Genomic DNA, 17,830 nt, shown 5'->3' on the forward strand with positions numbered 1-17,830 from the left:
AAAACAGCCTACACCACACCCGATAAAGAATGAGGCATCTCAGCGATGCCCCTTCTGAAAGCTTATGCCACGATTCTTTTTACTATGTTCAGCAACGTGATAACGTCCTGCGGGCGTGTATCACCCGTTTCGCTATCGATAATTGAACTATAGATATGAGGAATAATTTTGCTGACTCCGGCATCGAGAGCGATCTGTAAAATTGTCTCAAAATTCTCCAGATCGATGCCGCCCGTCGGCTCCAGCCAAAAATCATGTTTGGCGCAGGCCTCGGCCACACAGCGGTATTCCTCAATGTGTTTTAACCCACCCATCGGGAAAAACTTAATCGAGCTGCCGCCCATATCTTTCAACATGGCAATGGCGGTTTCTACCGGAACAATCCCATCCGGCGCAGCGGCGCTCAGTGGGCCAGTGGATATCTTCACGTATCCCACTTTTCCAGTCGGTGAAATCAATCCATTCACTATGGTTTCCCACTGACCAAGCAGCGCCCGGCTTGGGCCTACGCCGGTAAATACCTGATTAACATGCTGTGGCTGCACCTGTTGAGCAATTAAACTCACCATAGCGGATTGATTTGGGTCCCCTGCGCCAAGCCCTACTGACAGCGCATTGTCTATCCGTTCAGCATATTCGCGCATATCGCTGACCGCACTTTCAACGTCCGGATAGTTTTTAGATAAAACACCAACCAAAACATGACCTTCAGCCGCCTGCCAAATAGCCTGCGCGTTGGATTTGGAACCCGCTAGCACATTGAGGCAAACTCGATTTCGGTAATAATTAGGGGTCAATTTCATCGATTAATCTCCCTGAACCAAGCGTTGAATGCAGGTAGAAATGACCTCAAGCTGTGCTGACGTGACACTGCGCACGTCCACCTCAATCTTGCCTTCATTTGCTTTGTACGCGCGGAAATAAATCGCCGGATCGCCGTCCATCAAAGCTGCGACCAACTCTGGCGTTGAACGCCCAATTTTGACTTCGTCGAAGCTGATTTCGGTTCGGGCAATATCCCGGCCGGCACTATCCCATACCACTTTGGCGGAGATACCGGGCAAAGCATTCAAATGACTGATAAATGGCGTCATTTTTTCAACCATTTGCTGGCCGGTGGTCTGTTCCTGTTGAATATAGCTCTCGATAGCCTGAGTCAGGCCAATAATGCTTTCCTTACCCACTTTCATCGCCCGACCAATACCATTCGACTGTAGCTTAACCCAATCTACGTAGGTCTTTTTGCCCAAGACTAACCCGCTGGTTGGCCCTTCAATTGCCTTCGCGCCACTATAAATCACTAAATCAGCGCCCATCTGATAGTAGCAGGCCAGATCTTCTTCGGCGGCCGCGTCTACAATCAGTGGCAGTTGGTGCTTACGCGCGACCACAACTGCCTGTTCAACTGACAAAATGCTTTTTTGTACGCAATGGTGGGATTTTATATACAAAATCGCCGCAGTATTCGGCGTGATCGCCGCTTCAAGCTGATCGGCAGAGCATTCATTGGCATAGCCCGCTTCCACCACTTTACCGCCACCGAGGGTCACCATCGTATCCACCGGGGCGCCGAAATTAACGTTGTGCCCTTTTGGCAACACGATCTCATGGGGGACTTGCAACACCGCAGCTTGCAGATTAACCAATAAATTGGCGTTATCTTTCACGATAACGGCAGCAACTGACTGCGCAATTCCTGCCGAAGCGCAGGAAACGACCACCGCACTTTCCACATTCAGTCGCTCTGCAATATAAGCACCGGTTTTATTCACCAGATCTTTAACTTCGAAGAAGTGATTTAGCCCGAATGCAACGGCTTCGACCACGTCCTGCCGCGGTGTAGAAACGCCCAAAATCGTCATCCGACCGGATGCATTAATCACGCTTTTTAGCTGGTACTTTTCATAGATCGAAGACATCGTGAGATTTCCCTTCGTCAGTTAACACCAAGTCACCGGCGACAACCGCAGCCAATGGCAGCAAATATTTCTCTCCGGTTACGGATTTACCTTCTGAATCGACAAATACTTGAGGCCGTTGTTTCACTTCGAATATAGTTAAATCGGCATCAAAGCCTGCGGCTAATACCCCTTTACCGGTCAAACGTAATGCCTGCGCGGCATTTTCTGTTACGCAGCGAATAACTTGTTCGAGGTTAAGACCAATGGTAAAGAATTTAGACATCACCGTTGCCAAGCTGTGCACCGGCCCGGTAATACGGTTGCGGCAGTAAATATCAGAACTGATGGTGTGAGGGTAAATTCCCTGTTTAATCGCCTGCTCAGCAACATCGAAACTAAAACTGGCGCTGCCGTGACCGACATCCAATAACACACCACGTTTTAATGCGCGTTGAATAGACTCCCGCAGCGTACCGGACGGGGTCAAAATACGGTTGGGTTTACCGTTATAGCAGTGGGTAATAATGTCCCCTTGGGTCAGCAAATCGGCAATTTCATCTAGATCCGGCGGATTATTGCCAATATGTACCATCAAAGGTAATTGGTTATTTTCTTGCTGGATTTCTTTGGCTCGAACCAAAGGCTTAATGCCGTTTTTCCCCACGACGCTACTGCTCATCCGAGCCTTAATCCCAATAATAAAGCCGGGATTGCGAGCGATTGCCTCGCTTACGCTGGATTTATCGATCTGCTCCATATCGGCTAATTCGTTTTGCGTCACAATGCCGGTTTTAGCGATATTTAAAAACGCGTAAACCTGTGTTTTCGCCGCTCGCGTCAAGGTATAAAAATCATCCACGTCATTGGCACCGGTACTCCCCGCGTCAATAACCGTAGTCACGCCGCTGGCCACGCCAATTAAATCCGCATCATCATGATAAATTGGCGAAGCTGGGTAGCAATGAACGTGTGAATCAATCCAGCCTGCGCTGACAAAGTACTGCCCCGCCAAATCTATGGTTGCCTTGGCAGAAAGAAAATCGATAGGATTTTCATTACAGAGTGAAACTGAAGTAATCTTGCCGTCATCAATAACGATATCGACCTGATGCCCTTCAACCAACCTTGCCCGTTTGATAATAAAGTCATGCATTATCTTTATTCTCCGTTAAATATCCGGGTAACAAGATGTGAGTGGCTAAATGATGATGGGGCAAAATTGATCATTTAATTTCGCCCCGTAATATCAAGAAATAGCGACCGGGAATAGAGAACCTAAAATCATCGCGCCTAAAATCGCACCACCGGTAATTGGCTTGCTCCATAAATAGAACAATAATGCGCCAGCCAAAGAACCAATACCGATAGGAATAGAAGCTGCCATTGCAGAAAGAATAATCAAGGGTCCAAGAAAACGTCCGGATGAATTACCTGCGCCCATCATGACATCCGCGCCGTAAGTTGAATCACTCTGATTAATGGTGAATTTTCTAGCCAGAATAATAAGATAACCGATAGCAATGCCAATAACTAACCCAGTGACCAGTGAAGCTGCAAAATTGGCTACGGGGAAAACAAATCCAGCGCCCAATAATAATGCAGGAACCCCCAAACCTACTCCGGTTTGAATCGCCCCACCAATATCCAGAATACCTACCAGCGAGCCTTCGATAATGCGTGCGAATAAGAAGCTGGCACCGAATGCTGCTACTGCACCATAAACGCCGGTATCCATACCTGCTCGCAACATGGAAACGAAAGCCACTTCGTTAAATGCGCCAATCCCATAGAGATAATACATATGGGTACCAGCAAAAACGCCGGAAGATAATACGCCAACAAATATCGGGAATGACCAGTCGGCATACCAAAAACCGTCTTTGGTTTGTTCATCCATCATCAAGCTCCTGTAGAAATGTTATTTACCGCTTAATGCGTTATGAATGCTGTCGAGCCAGACTGGAACGCCCAGACTGAATGACTCCAGGAATTTCATGTCAAAGCCACGGAAGAAACCGCTCAAAACAAACAGTAAGACAATAACTGCCATCATGATTTTTGTGACTTTATTCCAACCGCTTTCTTCTACGCCTTTACCGATTAAAATACCCAGAACCAGACCTGGAACAGCGTTCCCCATAATTAACTGAGCCAGACCGCCAAAAATAGTGGCCCAGAAACCGGAACGACGACCGGCATCAATAGCCGCCAGCCAGAAAATAACCGGCATCACGGTATTCACCAGAATATTAGCCGCCGGTACCAATACTTTAATTGCGGTAACCTGCAATGCTTCCGGTACAGCCGAAGCGGTGGTATTTAAGAAGCTAACAACGATAACGCCAATAATGCCGCAGGCAATCGCCATTTTTTTCGGGTTATGCATGGTCTCGGCCACATTGCGATTTTTAATCATCAATGCTGCTGCACCCCAGTTAGGAATAATGCGATGGTCAACATCTTGCGTAAACGCACCCGCCGCAACGGAAGACGCCCATGCGTTAAAGAAGAAGCCCAAACCAAAGGAGAAATGCGAGGCTGGATCGCCTTCACAAGAGTTCAGTTCACCCAAGGTACGAAATGCGCCCATGCCCTGAACCGTAGGCGCATGAAACATTCGCGCTGCACCGGCACCGACGCCGACACCAACCAGTCCGCCGATGATAATCGACTTAAAAAGAATGATTAAAAACATCAGTATATCCTTTCATTTATAGCCAACGTTTTTATTTAGAGACGAAAACAACCTTATCTGTATTAATGATTGTTACGCTCACGGTAATATCTAAGGCTACGGTATAAGTCCTCTTTTCGCGGGGAAGAAAGAAGAACAGAAATTTCTCTTTTTTTACCGACTCTTCCGCGCTTAATACCTTCACGTCCTGGGGTTCAATGCGTAATAAGATATTTTGTGTCGACTTCAATACCGTATTCTGGACATGACCTAATGCGCTGGCGAAAGCCTTAGCTTTAGTATCCCCTTTCCCTTTGACCTTAACCTGGGTGGTATATTGTTCTTTCATTACGGATTGCCATGTTTCTTAATATAAGCTTCAACCAGTTTCTGACCGAGTTCTTCTTTATCCATAAAACCAAAACCTAATACTTTACAACCTTCATTTATTGCCGTTACGCCCTCTTCAATAGAGCGCATTCCGTATTTCGCTTTATAGCCATATTTAGTTTGTGCCGTAATAGCGCCTGCGCCACCGCTGCCGCAAAATGAAATACCGAGGTCAGCCTGTTCTTTATTCATCACATCGCCCAATTTCATATCTGCGGCAACGCCAGGAATCACAATAGATTTTGCCCCGGCCAACTCAATACCCTGACCGACTTTCTGACCTTTACCCAAACGGTCGCCAATCACAACGGTAATTTGACTCATAATTTTTTCTCCAAGGCTGAATTTATGAATTATTATCTTTGGCTACTTCAAAATGCACGGACAATAAATAGGCTTCCTCAATGGGCAAATTCCCCAATGAATCGACTACTTGCTGAGCCATTCTCATTGAATCTGCTGATATTTCGTCAAATAATGACTTATCCACTTCCGGCAGTGGTTCACCAGTAATAGAGCGCAGCACCATAGCCCGAATATGTGAGGTCAACATCTGCTGCTGAACATCATTGGTATAAATATTCTCGGCATTCAGCATGGCCATTATATCCGCCAATAACCATTGAGTTTTCTCAATGCCATCATCGACATCGAGTTTATTCTCAGTATTTACAGATACGGCTCCATCATTCACGCTAGCGTTCCTCTGTACTGTGCTGATTTATTTTCTGACTGCAAAGAAAAGTTCATGGCGTTAAATCTTATTCCTTTCCTTTACGCTATAGCCTTACCCTACCCCTAAGCGTAAAAAGTATGTAGCCTGTTTTTTTCCAGTTCGAAGTGGAAATAAAGTGAGCAATATTGATCCAATTCGCAAAATCCGCGGTACTGGGCCTTCCCAGTGAATTTTCACTTTTTTAAAGCTAGCGCTATCCATAAATGTTTATAAACGATAAAACAGAAAAAAACGCCGAAGAAATAACAGGAAAATATCATGCAAAATCTTAGAACTTGCGATGATTCAGCTATTTTATAAGAAGATTAAATAGGGAAAACAGGGTAAGAGAATAAATATCCTTATTTTATTTCAGCATAAAAAATGGCAATTATGGAAAATAACGAGATCAAGATCACCTTTTATCAAAAGATAAAGCAAGAAAAGCTTCGTGATCCGGATCTCTTTCTTTTCTCGCCAGAAGCGCCTAGTATCAGACTAATAATCTGATATTTTCTAACACCCCCTCTCCTATGGCGCGGGGGTGTTGTTTTTATGTTTTCTGTACTTGAATTGGAGAGTGGTATGACCAAGCCAACCATCACGATTAACGAGCTGGACGCCGAACGTTTGGATGCGTTGTTGGCACAACCTGCTTTTGCTGACACAGCGATTGCCGATGCACTGAATGAAGAGCTGGATCGCGCTGACATTCTGCCTCCGTCAGAAATACCTGCTGACGTAGTCACCATGAATAGCCGGGTTCGTTTTCGTGATTTGAATAATCAGGAAGAGCATATTCGCACGCTGGTCTACCCCGCATCGCTGAAAGATAGTAACGAACAAATCTCGGTTATGGCTCCGCTCGGCGCCGCATTACTGGGATTACATGTTGATAATGAGATTAACTGGAAACTGCCGGGTGGGGATGAAGCCCGCATTAAGGTATTAGAACTGCTGTATCAACCAGAAGCCGCCGGTGAATATCACCGTTAATACCTTCGCGTTTTAGCGATGAAGGGTGGTAGATCGTCGATCTCTCACCCTTTTATGCATCAAGTGTTAAATCCATTTACTTCTCAATACTCTTTATTCCTTAAGCGCACTCATTATTTAGCCTGACTCATTCTTTCAAGCTATAGCATCTTAACGGTATTTTTTATGGTAAGTGTTGCGGGTGTCTTTGAATTCCTGCGCCACCTTTCGCGCCTCTTCCAGCTTGCCTTGATCGGCTAAAGCCAGAGATTGATCGATTTGACCGATCAGTATGGTTAATCCATGACGATAATCTTGTACTTCTGCGCTATCTGGCGCCTTGCCCTTTAATTTAGGCGGAATGCCTTTCTGCGCATCCAACGCCGCGCTGCGCATCCCCTGTAGGCCTTGTTTGAAGCTTTCCAGCGAATCGGTTTTCAGAACCGCACTGTAATTGCTCGCAATGGTATCCATATCTTCCGCAATATCATTTGCCATTGCCAAAGTGCTAGCGCTTAGCAGTATGGCGGCCACTAACACTTTTATTTTCTGACTCATGCTCACGCTCCTTATAATTATTGTTAATAGTTTGTATCACTCATAACATAGGTGGCTAGCAGGGAAACAGGCAATAGAATTTTTGTAAAACACTGAAAATTTAATGGTAGCAGCAATGAGACATAAAAATGGCCGAGGGCATTAGCCATCGACCATTTTACTACAGATTTTTATGCCACAATATTTGAACCCATTCCCGCTAATCGAGCGTGATTAACGAAAAAAATCCAAAGGATTATTCACCAGCAATTTTCATTTCTGGAAGTAATATTGAACCGCACTGAATATTACTGCGTGTTTCAATATCACTGCCTGCGCTAACCATATTGCGCAGCATGTCTTTAAGATTACCTGCAATGGTAATTTCACTGACCGGATACTGAATTTCACCGTTCTCCACCCAGAAACCGGCGGCACCGCGAGAATAATCACCGGTTACGGTGCTTACGCCCTGACCCATCAGTTCCGTTACTACCAGGCCTCTGCCCATCTTCTTAAGCATTCCGGCGAAATCCAGCCCTTGCCCAGCAATACGCCAGTTATGGATTCCGCCAGCATGACCGGTGCTTTTCAGACCCAGTTTACGCGCCGAATAGCTGGTAAGCAGGTAGGTTTGCAGAACGCCGTCTTTCACAATTTCGCGACGCTGGGTACGTACCCCTTCGCTATCAAAAGGCGTAGAAGCCAACCCGCCCAACAGGTGCGGATGCTCTTCGATGGTCAGCCATTCAGGCAAAATCTGTTTGCCGAGATGATCGAGCAAAAAGGTAGATTTGCGATATATATTCCCGCCGCTAATGGCTGAAACCAAATGCCCAAACAGGCCGGTAGCGACTTCTGCAGCAAATAACACCGGAGCCTTCATAGTTGGCAGTTTACGCGGTGACAGGCGAGACAGGGTGCGACGAGCGCACTCTGCGCCGACCCACTCTGGGCTGGCCAGATCTTCCAACCGGCGGCTGATGCTGTAAGCGTAATCACGCTCCATATCACCGTCAAACTCTGCAATCACGCTACTGGATATCGAATGGCGACTTGAGCAATAACTTTTCAGCATACCGTGGCTGTTTCCGAAAACCTTGATGCCATAGTGACTGTTAAAACTACCGCCTTCGGTATTGGTAATGCGCTTATCGGCCTTTAATGCCGCCTGCTCGGCTCTAGCTGCCAGTTGAATGCCGCGATCGGCGTCCAACTCCGCGGGATGGAACAGATCCAACTCCGGCGCATCAAACGCCAGCAAGGATTTATCTGCCGGGCCTGCATAAGGATCCGGCGAAGTATAGCGAGCGATATCCAACGCAGCCTGGACGGTGCGGGCCACTGCGTCTGGATTCAAATCAGTGGTGGACGCGCTGCCTTTCCGCTGCTGGTGATAAACGGTAATCCCCAGCGCACCATCGCTGTTGAACTCCACGTTTTCCACCTCGCCAAAGCGGGTGCTGACGCTAATACCCGTAGTTTTAGTAACGGCGACTTCGGCCGCATCCGAACTGGCGCGAGCCAGTTCCAAAGCTTGTGCAACAGCTTGTTCCAGCGTTTTACGCTGTTCTGCAACTTGAGTGACTACTTTCATCGATCTGCCATAATTAATGAGATAATCGTTCAGGAAAGTGCCGTGACGGCGTAGTAATACGACGATTTACACGGATAAAATGTAGAGCGCCATGGCTTTGAGTCTAACAGGATCTGCGTACAATTTCGCAGAAAGCCAACAACCTGATAGGATTAGCCTCTTTTTAAGGAATGACACCATGAACAAACAGCCCGAAGACTGGCTAGACGAAGTCCCAGAAGATAAAAATGAAGATGATGATGAGATTATCTGGGTCAGTAAAAGTGAAATTAAACGCGATGCCGAAGCGCTGAAAGATCTGGGCACCGAGCTGGTAGAGCTGGGCAAAAACGCGCTGGAAAAAATCCCGCTGGACGAAGATCTGCTGGCTGCCATTGAACTGGCGCAGAAGATCAAAAAAGAAGGCCGTCGCCGCCAGATCCAATTGATCGGTAAAATGCTGCGCGCCCGTGATGTTGAACCCATTCAGATCGCACTGGATAAGTTAAAAAACCGCCATAATCAGCAGGTTTCGCTGTTCCATAAACTGGAAGTGCTGCGCGACCGATTGGTAGAGGAAGGTGATGACGCGGTGCCTACCGTGTTGGATCTGTATCCCGATGCCGATCGCCAGCAACTGCGTAGTTTGATCCGTAATGCCCAGAAAGAAAAGGCAGCCAACAAGCCGCCAAAAGCATTCCGTCAAATCTTCCAGTACCTGCGTGAACTTTCCGAGAAGCAGCTATGATCGGACGGAGCCGGGAGTCTGCCACAGACCCCGGTTCCGACTAACAAATATTAAAGCGTAAACTGCCAGACAATTCTTCTTCCGCCTCTTCGAACAGTAGAATAATCGCGCCAAAACGCCGTTTCCGGCGGTGATTGAGATGAATAAACTCAATTTCCACCGGTAAACTGATAGCTCCGGTTACCGTATCCCACAATGCATCCAGATTGGCGCCGAAATCTTCGCCCAAAGAAAACTTCTGCGAAAAATCGTGATAAAATGCGGGAAGATCCGCGATATGGTCAAAATCAAACGTCACTTTCACCATCTTCTCACTCCACCCGAACAAAATTCTTATAATGATCCTGAGTCAGATAAATCAGGCCATCATTGGAATAGAGCAGCCGATCCGTTCCCCGATGGCCACACTGATAGTTGACGTCCGCTTCACGCCATATCCGATTATTCGCCTTGGGTAACGAACCTTCACGGTTTGAAAAACGATCGCCACCGATAGCTTTCCCCGGTAATACCTGGCATAAATTGCCGTCTTTCGGATTCCAACCTTGCTCACGCGCCTGCTTTTTCGTGATATAAAAATCCGGCAACCGGTTGTTTTGTTTTAGGTATTTCACCACTTTTTCATGCTGGGTCAGTTGGTCGATAGAGTCAGTTCGGCTGACTTTATTACTCTGCTGATGGCTACGCGTCTGCTCCTGACTATCGGCCTGCGCTATCACCGGTGTTGACGTCGGCACAGAGGCCGGCGCTGTTCCCCGCTCGTTTCCCTGAATGACCGCGACAATTAATACCACCGCCGCCGCCAGAATTCCCACCAGACGTTTGTTCATGATTTTCCAAATCAATTTGCTCGGCTAAAAAAGAGAGCTGACGCCGATGAGCGCCAGCGCTTTTCCGTTGATTTATTGGCTATAAATTACCTAAATGTAAGGTTTTCACTTCCATAAACTCATCCAAACCCAGCACCGAACCTTCACGACCCAAACCAGATTCTTTCACACCGCCAAAAGGCGCTAATTCAGTAGAAACCGAACTATCGTTAATGCCGATCATGCCGCTTTCCAGCGTCTCGGACACGCGGAATACTCTTTTCAAATTTTGAGTATAGAAGTAAGCCGCCAGACCGAAAGGTGTGTTATTCGCGCGCTCAATCACCTCTTCTTCGGTCTTGAAACGGAAGCAGGCTGCCAGCGGGCCAAAAGTTTCCTCACTTGCTACTTTCATCTCTTCGGTAGCCTCGGCAATGACAGTAGGCTGGAAGAAGTTGCCACCCAATGCGTGACGTTCACCGCCCGCCAGCAGACGCCCGCCTTTCGCCAATGCGTCCTTGACGTGATCCTCAACTTTTTTTACGCCAGCAGAGTTGATTAGCGGCCCCAGGTTTACCCCTTCATCCATCCCGTTGCCGACTTTAAGTTTTTTCACTTCGGCAGCCAAACGGGTGACAAACTGTTCGTAAATACCATCCTGAATATAGAAGCGATTGACGCAGACGCAAACCTGACCAGCATTGCGGAATTTGCAAGCCATAGCTCCGGCAACTGCCGCATCCAGATCGGCATCGTCAAAGACGATATAAGGCGCATTTCCCCCTAATTCCATCGAGATTTTCTTCATGGTTTCTGCGGCGTTGCGCATTAGGGTTTTGCCAACCTCGGTGGAGCCGGTAAAGGAAATTTTACGCACTTTCGGGCTGGCCATAATGACATCGCTGATGGCGTGAGTGTCGCCAGCAACGCCATTTAACACGCCGGCCGGCACACCGGCTTTCTCTGCCAGAGCCAGCAGTGCGAAAGCAGAAAGCGGAGTGTTATTGGCAGGTTTAATCAAACCGGTACAGCCCGCGGCTAACGCAGGACCCAGCTTGCGAGTTAGCATCGCCAGCGGGAAGTTCCACGGCGTAATCGCTGCGACTACGCCCACCGGTTCACGAGTGGCAAAGATACGCGCGCCGGTTTTTGCCGGAGGAATAATTTCACCGTTGGCACGTTTAGCCTGCTCACTAAACCACTGAATGAAGCTGGCGGCATAATCTACTTCACCCAAAGCTTCTTTCAAGGGCTTACCTTGCTCTGCGACCATTAATTCGGCCAGATACTGACGGTTTTCGACGATAAGCTGATACCAGCGCTGTAGAATCTCGGCACGCTGTTTGGCCGGCGTTTTACGCCAGGCAGGGAAAGCCTCATGGGCTGCTTTGATCGCCGCCTCGGTTTCACTTTTACCGGCTTTAGCCACCTGAGCCACCAATTCACCCGTGGCTGGGTTCAATACATCAAAGGTTTCTGCGGCCTGATACCATTTTCCACCGACATAGTAGCCAGTTTTAAACAATTCATGTTTCTGTAACGGATTATCCAGATGTGTTGAAGCGGACATCTTTAGGCCTCCTGATCGGCAAAGGGCTGCCCACAATAGGCAACGAGGAAGGGGGGAGCGTGAGTTGAGTATAGCCCTTGATGGTGGCAGGAAAACAGGCTCCCTGCCGCCAATAGCTTATTGAATGAGCGCGTGCTGGTATCTGTGCAACATATCTGCAAGACGTTTGACCGTTTGAGTAACAGAGACAGGAGCATGATATTCAACCAGTTTTTGCTGGTAATCACTTAATTCCTGTAGCAGACGGAAAAAGTAGTGGCGTCGCTTTTGCTCGTTTTTCGACGTCATCACCCGATCGGCGGTATGGCGAATCTGTTTATGGAAGGCGCTTAACTCGGCGTTGACTGGAATCTCGGTATTATTCAGCCTTTGATGAGCGACAATCAGCAACAGAGCCAAACGGTACTTGGCGATATCACCGGGGAACATCATCAGCAATTGGTTGAGCTGCTGATATAACGCTGGCAAATGGTTATCGCTGCGGCGGGCTTGGTTAGTGGTCAGAGCCGCCACCGCGCTGTACACAAAACGGTTGAGCAACGTTCTACCGGTACGCACTTTAGCGTTATCACGAATCAGCAGCAGCACGATCAGAGAAACAAAACAGCCGACCATCTGGCCGAGGGCGCTATCCAGAAACAGGCTAACGTTGAATTCCATGGGGTTGCTGAGCACCAAAATGTTAATAGTACCCGCCAGCGTGCCCAAGGAGCCCAGCCGCCGTTTCTGCACTTCCACGCCGATAATAAATGCCAGTAACCCCAAGCTAATGCATAACAGCAGTAAACTTTGCTGAGTCGAAGGCAGAATAAACATGAAGTACAGCGCTCCCATCGGCAACGCCATTAACATACCGATGAGAAAGTCCATCGCCACCATGCGCGGATTGGGCGTTCGCATCGCCAGAGAGGTTACAACCGCTATCATGACCATACAGCCCGCCCCCGATGTCCAGCCGGTCCACAACCAGAACAGGCCGCCGATCGCAGTAGCAATACCGGTGCGTAGGCCATTGATCATCGCGTGATGGCCCTCCGCCGAGGTGTGTTTTATTTCAGGCTCGGTGGTTAACAGCTCTTCTTCAACGCTGCTAATACTGCTGTTGGTATGAATGCCCTTCGCCAGCAACAAATAGCGAGTGGCGGCACCAACCCAGCTACTGATGGTCAAAGGCACGGCACTACTGTGACTACCCGCGAAATGCTGACGTAACACTTTCATTTGCTTATGAATATCGCCGCAGTTATCTGCGGGTGTACTCAGTAGCGCTTTCAGTTCATCGGTTAGATAATCAGGATGATTAATCAAAATCAAATAGGTTTCACAGGCCTGAGTAATCATAGCGAGGGATTGGCCGTGTAACGCCTGTAAGCGGCGATCGCAGCGCTGCCAGCGTGAGGATTCCATCATCAGATAGCTACGCATCCCTTTCAATGCACTGGTATTTTTCACCAAATCATTCCACGCACGGTCGATATCTTCTTTATCCGCAGAGTGGATGCACAAATGCAGCAGGTGATACTGATCCACCAGCAGTTTATCGATCAGTCGATCGATATCCTGTTTGATGGATCGCGGAGAAAACAGCAGATCCGCGATCACCGCACAGACGATCCCCAGCACAATCTCGCTACAGCGTTCCACCGCAAACTGCGGCGTTAGCAACGGCGTTTCTCCGGTAGTCACAATGATGATCAATGCGGTGTAGCCAGCTAGACCGAAAGCGTAGGAATTCTCGACTTTCACCAGCGAGGAAATCCAGGTACAGACACCAGCCCAAACACAGCACAGTATTAGCGTCAGTACCGGTGCTCTTATGGTCAGAACGATAATGATCAGGCCACCAATACAGCCAATGAATGTGCCAATAATCCGCAGCCAGCCGCGGTGACGAATAGCGCCGGAAAAAGGTTCGCCACCGGCAGCAAAGGCTGGTCCAGCAGCAACAATCGCCGCCGTCATCACCGACCAACGCGGAGTTTCCAACTGAAAATGGAAGCCCAGAAACAGCGCCGCTATAATGGCAAAGCTCAGTTTGAACGCAAAGCGATAGCGGATAAACCTTTGGCTAGTGAACATACTTCCCCTTAGCCGAACTCACGCAGGCGATGCATTAGCTGAATCAAACCCGAAGCATGGCTTGGCTCGCGACCATTCGGCCCGGTAATCACTACGGTGGCAGTGGTGCCCGCAGGATACGGATGCTGTTGATCTTCCTCATCTAAACGAACTTTTACCGGCACACGCTGAGCTAAACGAACCCATTCCAGATTATTATCGATCGTCGCCAGCCCCTTACTATCGGCCTTGCTGCTGCTGTTAGTCACCCCTGCGGATACGCTATCGACGGTGCCGTGCATAATACGATGACTACCCAACGGGGTGATTTCGACGCGATCCCCTCTGCGTACACCTTCCAGCTTGGTTTCTTCCAGATAGGCCAGTACGTAAAACGTGTCTTTTTTCACTAGCGCTACCGCAGTAGCGCCTCGGGTAATAAATTCACCAGCATGAACATTCAAGTTAGTGACCCAACCCTGAGCTGGCGCACGCACCGTGGTTCTTTCCAAATCGAGTTTTGCCAGATCGCGCACCGCGATGGCTTTTGCCAGTTGGTGTCTGACGGTTTGCAACACGTTGGTGGACTGATCGATTTCTTCCTGTGACAAAGCCTGCACCCCTAAACGCAGACGACGGCTGGACTCACGCTGTTTCTCCGCCGCTAATGTTTGATAGTAGGCCACATCGGCTTCGGCACTGGCCAACGCCTGCTCGTAACGGGGACGATCGATAACAAACAATACCTGACCTTTTTCTACCAATTGGTTATCCACCACCGGCACATCGGTAATTAAACCGCTGACGTCGGGCGCGATGGCGACCACGTCGGCGGTAAATTTGGCATCACGAGTCCAGGGGGATTCGGTATAAAACGCCCAGATTTTAAAAATGGCCATTACGGCCAGCAGTACCACAACCAAGGTGATACCGATTCGGATTATTTTTATCAGAAATGTACTCACGGTAACCTCAGGAAAAGAAACGAGACGTTAAATAAAAAAGGCAACAGAACAGCGCCGTATTAAACAAAGCCGGGTGCCAGACAAATTCATAAATACCCGTCGGCTGTAAAACCCGACGCAGCAGAAAAAACAGCGCCAGAGAAATCAGCAACTCGAGAAATATCGGTGGAAAAGACAGACCGAAAACAACCATCACCGGAAGCAAACTCATTCTTTTATCCTTATTTTTTGGGTACCGGTTGGTTTACCCTACCGCTGGATTTATACCGTCGAGTGAAAGGTCACCGTTCGCTCGACCGATCGCGGCACTAACCTGAAATAACTATCAGGTGCCTGAAGTGTTAAACTTGCTGGTATCTGTCAGAGGAAGGTGCGAGGACAACTGAGGCGGTGCGTATTAACACCGAAGGTTATTTCTCCCGACCCCTTATATTAGCCTGCTTATTATCAACTGATCTACAATCTGTGATCTAAATCACTTTTAAGCCAGAGTTAACAATTCATTCAGAGAGAACAATGGAACGATTAAAACGGATGTCGGTTTTTGCCAAAGTCGTCGAGTGTGGTTCCTTTACCGCCGCCGCCCGGCAGTTAGGCATCAGCGTTTCTTCCATCAGCCAGACCGTATCCAAACTGGAAAATGAGCTACAGGTCAAACTGCTTAACCGCAGCACGCGTAGCATTGGGCTGACCGAAGCGGGTCGTATCTATTATCAGGGCTGTCGCCGCATGCTACAGGAAGTGCAGGAAGTGCATGAGCAGCTCTATGCTTTTAATAATACGCCAACCGGCACATTACGCATTGGCTGCTCCTCAACCATGGCACAAAACGTGCTGGCAACCATGACCGCAGATATGCTGAAAGCTTATCCTGGCCTATCGGTCAATTTGGTTACCGGGATTCCGGCTCCGGATCTGATCTCCGACGGGCTGGATGTGGTGATCCGCGTTGGGGCTTTGCAGGACTCAGGCCTATTCTCTCGTCGTCTGGGATCGATGCCGATGGTGGTTTGCGCCGCAAAAAGCTATCTGGCTCAACACGGTACGCCGGAGAAACCCGCGGATATGGCGAATTTTTCCTGGCTGGAATACAGCGTTCGCCCTGATAGCAACTTCGAACTGACCGCACCGGAGGGAATTTCCACCCAGATATCGCCGCAGGGACGTTTTGTCACCAATGATTCGCAAACCATGATTCGTTGGCTCAAAGCCGGAGCCGGTATCGCCTATGCGCCGCTGATGTGGGTTATTGATGAAATTAAACGGGGAGATGTGGAAGTGCTGTTCAACCGCTACCATTCAGAACCACGACCGGTTTACGCTTTGTATACCGAAAAAGACAAAATGCCGCTGAAAGTGCAGGTATGTATTGATTATTTGACGGAATACTTCAAGCGCGTGGCTGAAATTTATCAAGGATACCGCTGAGTAAATCTGGCCTCCACAAGCGAGGAGGCCAGCGAAAATCAGGCCGTGCCGCCGACGGTCAGATTATCCAGTTTCAGCGTCGGCTGGCCGACACCCACTGGCAGACTCTGCCCTTCTTTACCACACACGCCCACGCCTTTATCCAGCGCCAGATCGTTGCCAACCATCGAAATTTGCTGCATCGCCTCAATGCCCGAACCAATCAGCGTGGCACCTTTCACCGCGTTGGTGATTCGGCCATTTTCGATCATGTAGGCTTCCGAGGTAGAAAACACAAACTTACCGGAAGTGATATCAACCTGCCCACCGCCAAAATTCGGCGCATACAGACCGTATTCCACGCTAGCGATGATGTCTTCCGGCGTGGATTTACCAGCCAGCATGTAAGTATTGGTCATACGTGGCATTGGTAAATGCGCGTAAGACTCACGACGGCCGTTGCCGGTCGGCGCGACACCCATCAAACGTGCGTTCAGCTTATCCTGCATGTAGCCTTTCAGAATGCCGTTTTCAATCAATACGTTGTATTGACCCGGAACGCCTTCGTCATCGATAGCCAGTGAGCCACGGCGGCCTTGCAGAGTGCCGTCATCCACCACAGTGCATAGCTCTGAGGCCACGAGCTGCCCCATTTGACCGCTGAATACCGAGCTGCCACGACGGTTGAAATCGCCTTCTAGACCGTGACCAACCGCTTCGTGCAGCAGCACGCCCGGCCAGCCTGCGCCCAATACAACCGGCATAGCGCCAGCCGGAGCCGCCACAGCGAACAGATTCACCAAAGCCATACGAACAGCTTCTTTGGCATAGGCGTCGGCACGGACATCCCCATCAACCGGTTCTAAGAAATAGTCATAGCCGAAACGACCGCCGCCGCCGCTGGCACCGCGTTCACGTTTGCCGTTGTCTTCCACCAGCACACTGACAGACAAACGCACCAGAGGCCGCACATCGGCGGCCAGCGTGCCATCTGTAGCCGCAACCAGAATCAATTCATATACGCCGGTCAGACTGGCGCTCACTTCCTGCACCCGCGCATCTGCGGCGCGCGCCACTTTATCGACCCGATGCAATAGCGCGATTTTTTCTTCACGCGGCAAGCTTTGCAGCGGATCGAGCAGAGGATACAGCGAAGCGTGGGCAATCTCGCCCAAGGTGTGAACTTTACCGTTCCCATTATCACGCACAATACTGCGGGCAGCCTGCGCACTTTGGTGTAAAGCATTCAGGGTAATTTGGTCGGCATAGGCAAAACCGGTCTTTTCACCGCTGACCGCACGCACGCCAACCCCTTGATCGATATTGTAAGAGCCATCTTTGATGATGCTGTCTTCCAACACCCATGCCTCGTGATAGCTGGACTGGAAATATAAATCCGCATAATCCAGGCGGCGTTCAGCCAACTGACCCAGAACTGAGGAAAGATCCTGATGGGTCAGTTTGTTAGCAGCGAGTAACTGCTCACTGACAAACGAGAGGCTCAT

At 49.0% G+C, this 17,830-nt stretch carries 20 protein-coding genes; 3 read left to right on the forward strand and 17 right to left on the reverse strand.

Annotated elements, in window-relative coordinates:
* Window positions 1–62: 62 nt before the first annotated feature.
* The 8 genes from dagF to PL78_RS10660 form a co-directional block, all read right to left on the reverse strand.
* Window positions 63–803, reverse strand: a complete 741-nt coding sequence (dagF, locus tag PL78_RS10625) for a 2-dehydro-3-deoxy-phosphogluconate aldolase (RefSeq protein WP_064515387.1) — start codon at window positions 801–803, stop codon at window positions 63–65.
* 3 nt (window positions 804–806) lie between these two features.
* Window positions 807–1,919: a DgaE family pyridoxal phosphate-dependent ammonia lyase gene (locus PL78_RS10630; RefSeq protein ID WP_064515389.1), complete on the reverse strand. Its 1,113-nt coding sequence runs from the start codon at window positions 1,917–1,919 to the stop codon at window positions 807–809.
* Window positions 1,903–3,054 (reverse strand): amidohydrolase/deacetylase family metallohydrolase, encoded by a 1,152-nt coding sequence (locus PL78_RS10635; RefSeq protein ID WP_064515390.1) that lies wholly within the window; start codon window positions 3,052–3,054, stop codon window positions 1,903–1,905. The genes PL78_RS10630 and PL78_RS10635 overlap by 17 nt, the downstream gene beginning before the upstream one ends.
* Before the next feature lie 93 nt (window positions 3,055–3,147).
* The gene (locus tag PL78_RS10640) at window positions 3,148–3,798 is read right to left on the reverse strand and encodes a DUF4310 family protein (protein ID WP_064515392.1); all 651 of its coding nucleotides are present in this window, start codon (window positions 3,796–3,798) and stop codon (window positions 3,148–3,150) included.
* 21 nt (window positions 3,799–3,819) lie between these two features.
* A complete protein-coding gene (locus tag PL78_RS10645; protein WP_049597934.1) occupies window positions 3,820–4,596 on the reverse strand; it encodes a DUF4311 domain-containing protein in 777 nt (258 codons plus the stop codon).
* 31 nt (window positions 4,597–4,627) lie between these two features.
* Complete coding sequence (locus tag PL78_RS10650) at window positions 4,628–4,924, reverse strand: DUF4312 family protein (RefSeq protein WP_064515394.1); 297 nt, start codon at window positions 4,922–4,924, stop codon at window positions 4,628–4,630.
* On the reverse strand, window positions 4,924–5,289 hold the full coding sequence (locus PL78_RS10655) for a glycine-rich SFCGS family protein (RefSeq protein WP_064515396.1): 366 nt from the start codon (window positions 5,287–5,289) through the stop codon (window positions 4,924–4,926). The genes PL78_RS10650 and PL78_RS10655 overlap by 1 nt, the downstream gene beginning before the upstream one ends.
* Before the next feature lie 22 nt (window positions 5,290–5,311).
* The gene (locus PL78_RS10660) at window positions 5,312–5,659 is read right to left on the reverse strand and encodes a PRD domain-containing protein (RefSeq protein ID WP_064515398.1); all 348 of its coding nucleotides are present in this window, start codon (window positions 5,657–5,659) and stop codon (window positions 5,312–5,314) included.
* A 606-nt stretch (window positions 5,660–6,265) separates the two neighbouring features.
* Between PL78_RS10660 and rnk the strand changes: the two genes are divergently transcribed.
* Window positions 6,266–6,676 (forward strand): nucleoside diphosphate kinase regulator, encoded by a 411-nt coding sequence (rnk, locus tag PL78_RS10665; protein ID WP_064515400.1) that lies wholly within the window; start codon window positions 6,266–6,268, stop codon window positions 6,674–6,676.
* 150 nt (window positions 6,677–6,826) lie between these two features.
* On the opposite strand, the gene cybC is transcribed toward rnk, so the two are convergent.
* Both cybC and pmbA read right to left on the reverse strand, forming a co-directional pair.
* A complete protein-coding gene (gene cybC / locus PL78_RS10670; RefSeq protein ID WP_064515402.1) occupies window positions 6,827–7,213 on the reverse strand; it encodes a cytochrome b562 in 387 nt (128 codons plus the stop codon).
* Between the two features lie 235 nt (window positions 7,214–7,448).
* Window positions 7,449–8,789 (reverse strand): metalloprotease PmbA, encoded by a 1,341-nt coding sequence (gene pmbA / locus PL78_RS10675; RefSeq protein WP_064515403.1) that lies wholly within the window; start codon window positions 8,787–8,789, stop codon window positions 7,449–7,451.
* Window positions 8,790–8,967: 178 nt separating this feature from the next.
* On the opposite strand from pmbA, the gene yjgA reads away from it, so the two are divergent.
* Entirely contained in the window at window positions 8,968–9,516 is a 549-nt protein-coding gene (gene yjgA, locus PL78_RS10680) for a ribosome biogenesis factor YjgA (RefSeq protein ID WP_064515405.1), read from the forward strand.
* A gap of 40 nt (window positions 9,517–9,556) precedes the next feature.
* Here the strand turns inward: yjgA and PL78_RS10685 are convergent, their stop codons facing one another.
* The 6 genes from PL78_RS10685 to aaeX form a co-directional block, all read right to left on the reverse strand.
* Complete coding sequence (locus tag PL78_RS10685; RefSeq protein ID WP_064515407.1) at window positions 9,557–9,823, reverse strand: barstar family protein; 267 nt, start codon at window positions 9,821–9,823, stop codon at window positions 9,557–9,559.
* A gap of 4 nt (window positions 9,824–9,827) precedes the next feature.
* Entirely contained in the window at window positions 9,828–10,346 is a 519-nt protein-coding gene (locus PL78_RS10690; RefSeq protein ID WP_064515409.1) for a ribonuclease, read from the reverse strand.
* Between the two features lie 79 nt (window positions 10,347–10,425).
* Window positions 10,426–11,895, reverse strand: coding sequence for an NAD-dependent succinate-semialdehyde dehydrogenase (locus tag PL78_RS10695; protein ID WP_064515411.1), 1,470 nt, complete (start codon window positions 11,893–11,895; stop codon window positions 10,426–10,428).
* Between the two features lie 117 nt (window positions 11,896–12,012).
* The gene (gene aaeB, locus PL78_RS10700; RefSeq protein ID WP_064515413.1) at window positions 12,013–13,974 is read right to left on the reverse strand and encodes a p-hydroxybenzoic acid efflux pump subunit AaeB; all 1,962 of its coding nucleotides are present in this window, start codon (window positions 13,972–13,974) and stop codon (window positions 12,013–12,015) included.
* Window positions 13,975–13,982: 8 nt separating this feature from the next.
* Window positions 13,983–14,918, reverse strand: coding sequence for a p-hydroxybenzoic acid efflux pump subunit AaeA (gene aaeA / locus PL78_RS10705; RefSeq protein ID WP_064515415.1), 936 nt, complete (start codon window positions 14,916–14,918; stop codon window positions 13,983–13,985).
* A gap of 7 nt (window positions 14,919–14,925) precedes the next feature.
* The gene (gene aaeX / locus PL78_RS10710) at window positions 14,926–15,129 is read right to left on the reverse strand and encodes a p-hydroxybenzoic acid efflux pump operon protein AaeX (protein ID WP_064515417.1); all 204 of its coding nucleotides are present in this window, start codon (window positions 15,127–15,129) and stop codon (window positions 14,926–14,928) included.
* Between the two features lie 305 nt (window positions 15,130–15,434).
* On the opposite strand from aaeX, the gene aaeR reads away from it, so the two are divergent.
* Entirely contained in the window at window positions 15,435–16,346 is a 912-nt protein-coding gene (gene aaeR, locus PL78_RS10715) for an HTH-type transcriptional activator AaeR (protein WP_049597964.1), read from the forward strand.
* Window positions 16,347–16,384: 38 nt separating this feature from the next.
* On the opposite strand, the gene tldD is transcribed toward aaeR, so the two are convergent.
* On the reverse strand, window positions 16,385–17,830 hold the full coding sequence (tldD, locus tag PL78_RS10720) for a metalloprotease TldD (RefSeq protein ID WP_064515419.1): 1,446 nt from the start codon (window positions 17,828–17,830) through the stop codon (window positions 16,385–16,387).

The sequence above is a fragment of the Yersinia entomophaga genome, from assembly GCF_001656035.1.
Taxonomy (GTDB): Bacteria; Pseudomonadota; Gammaproteobacteria; order Enterobacterales; family Enterobacteriaceae; genus Yersinia; species Yersinia entomophaga.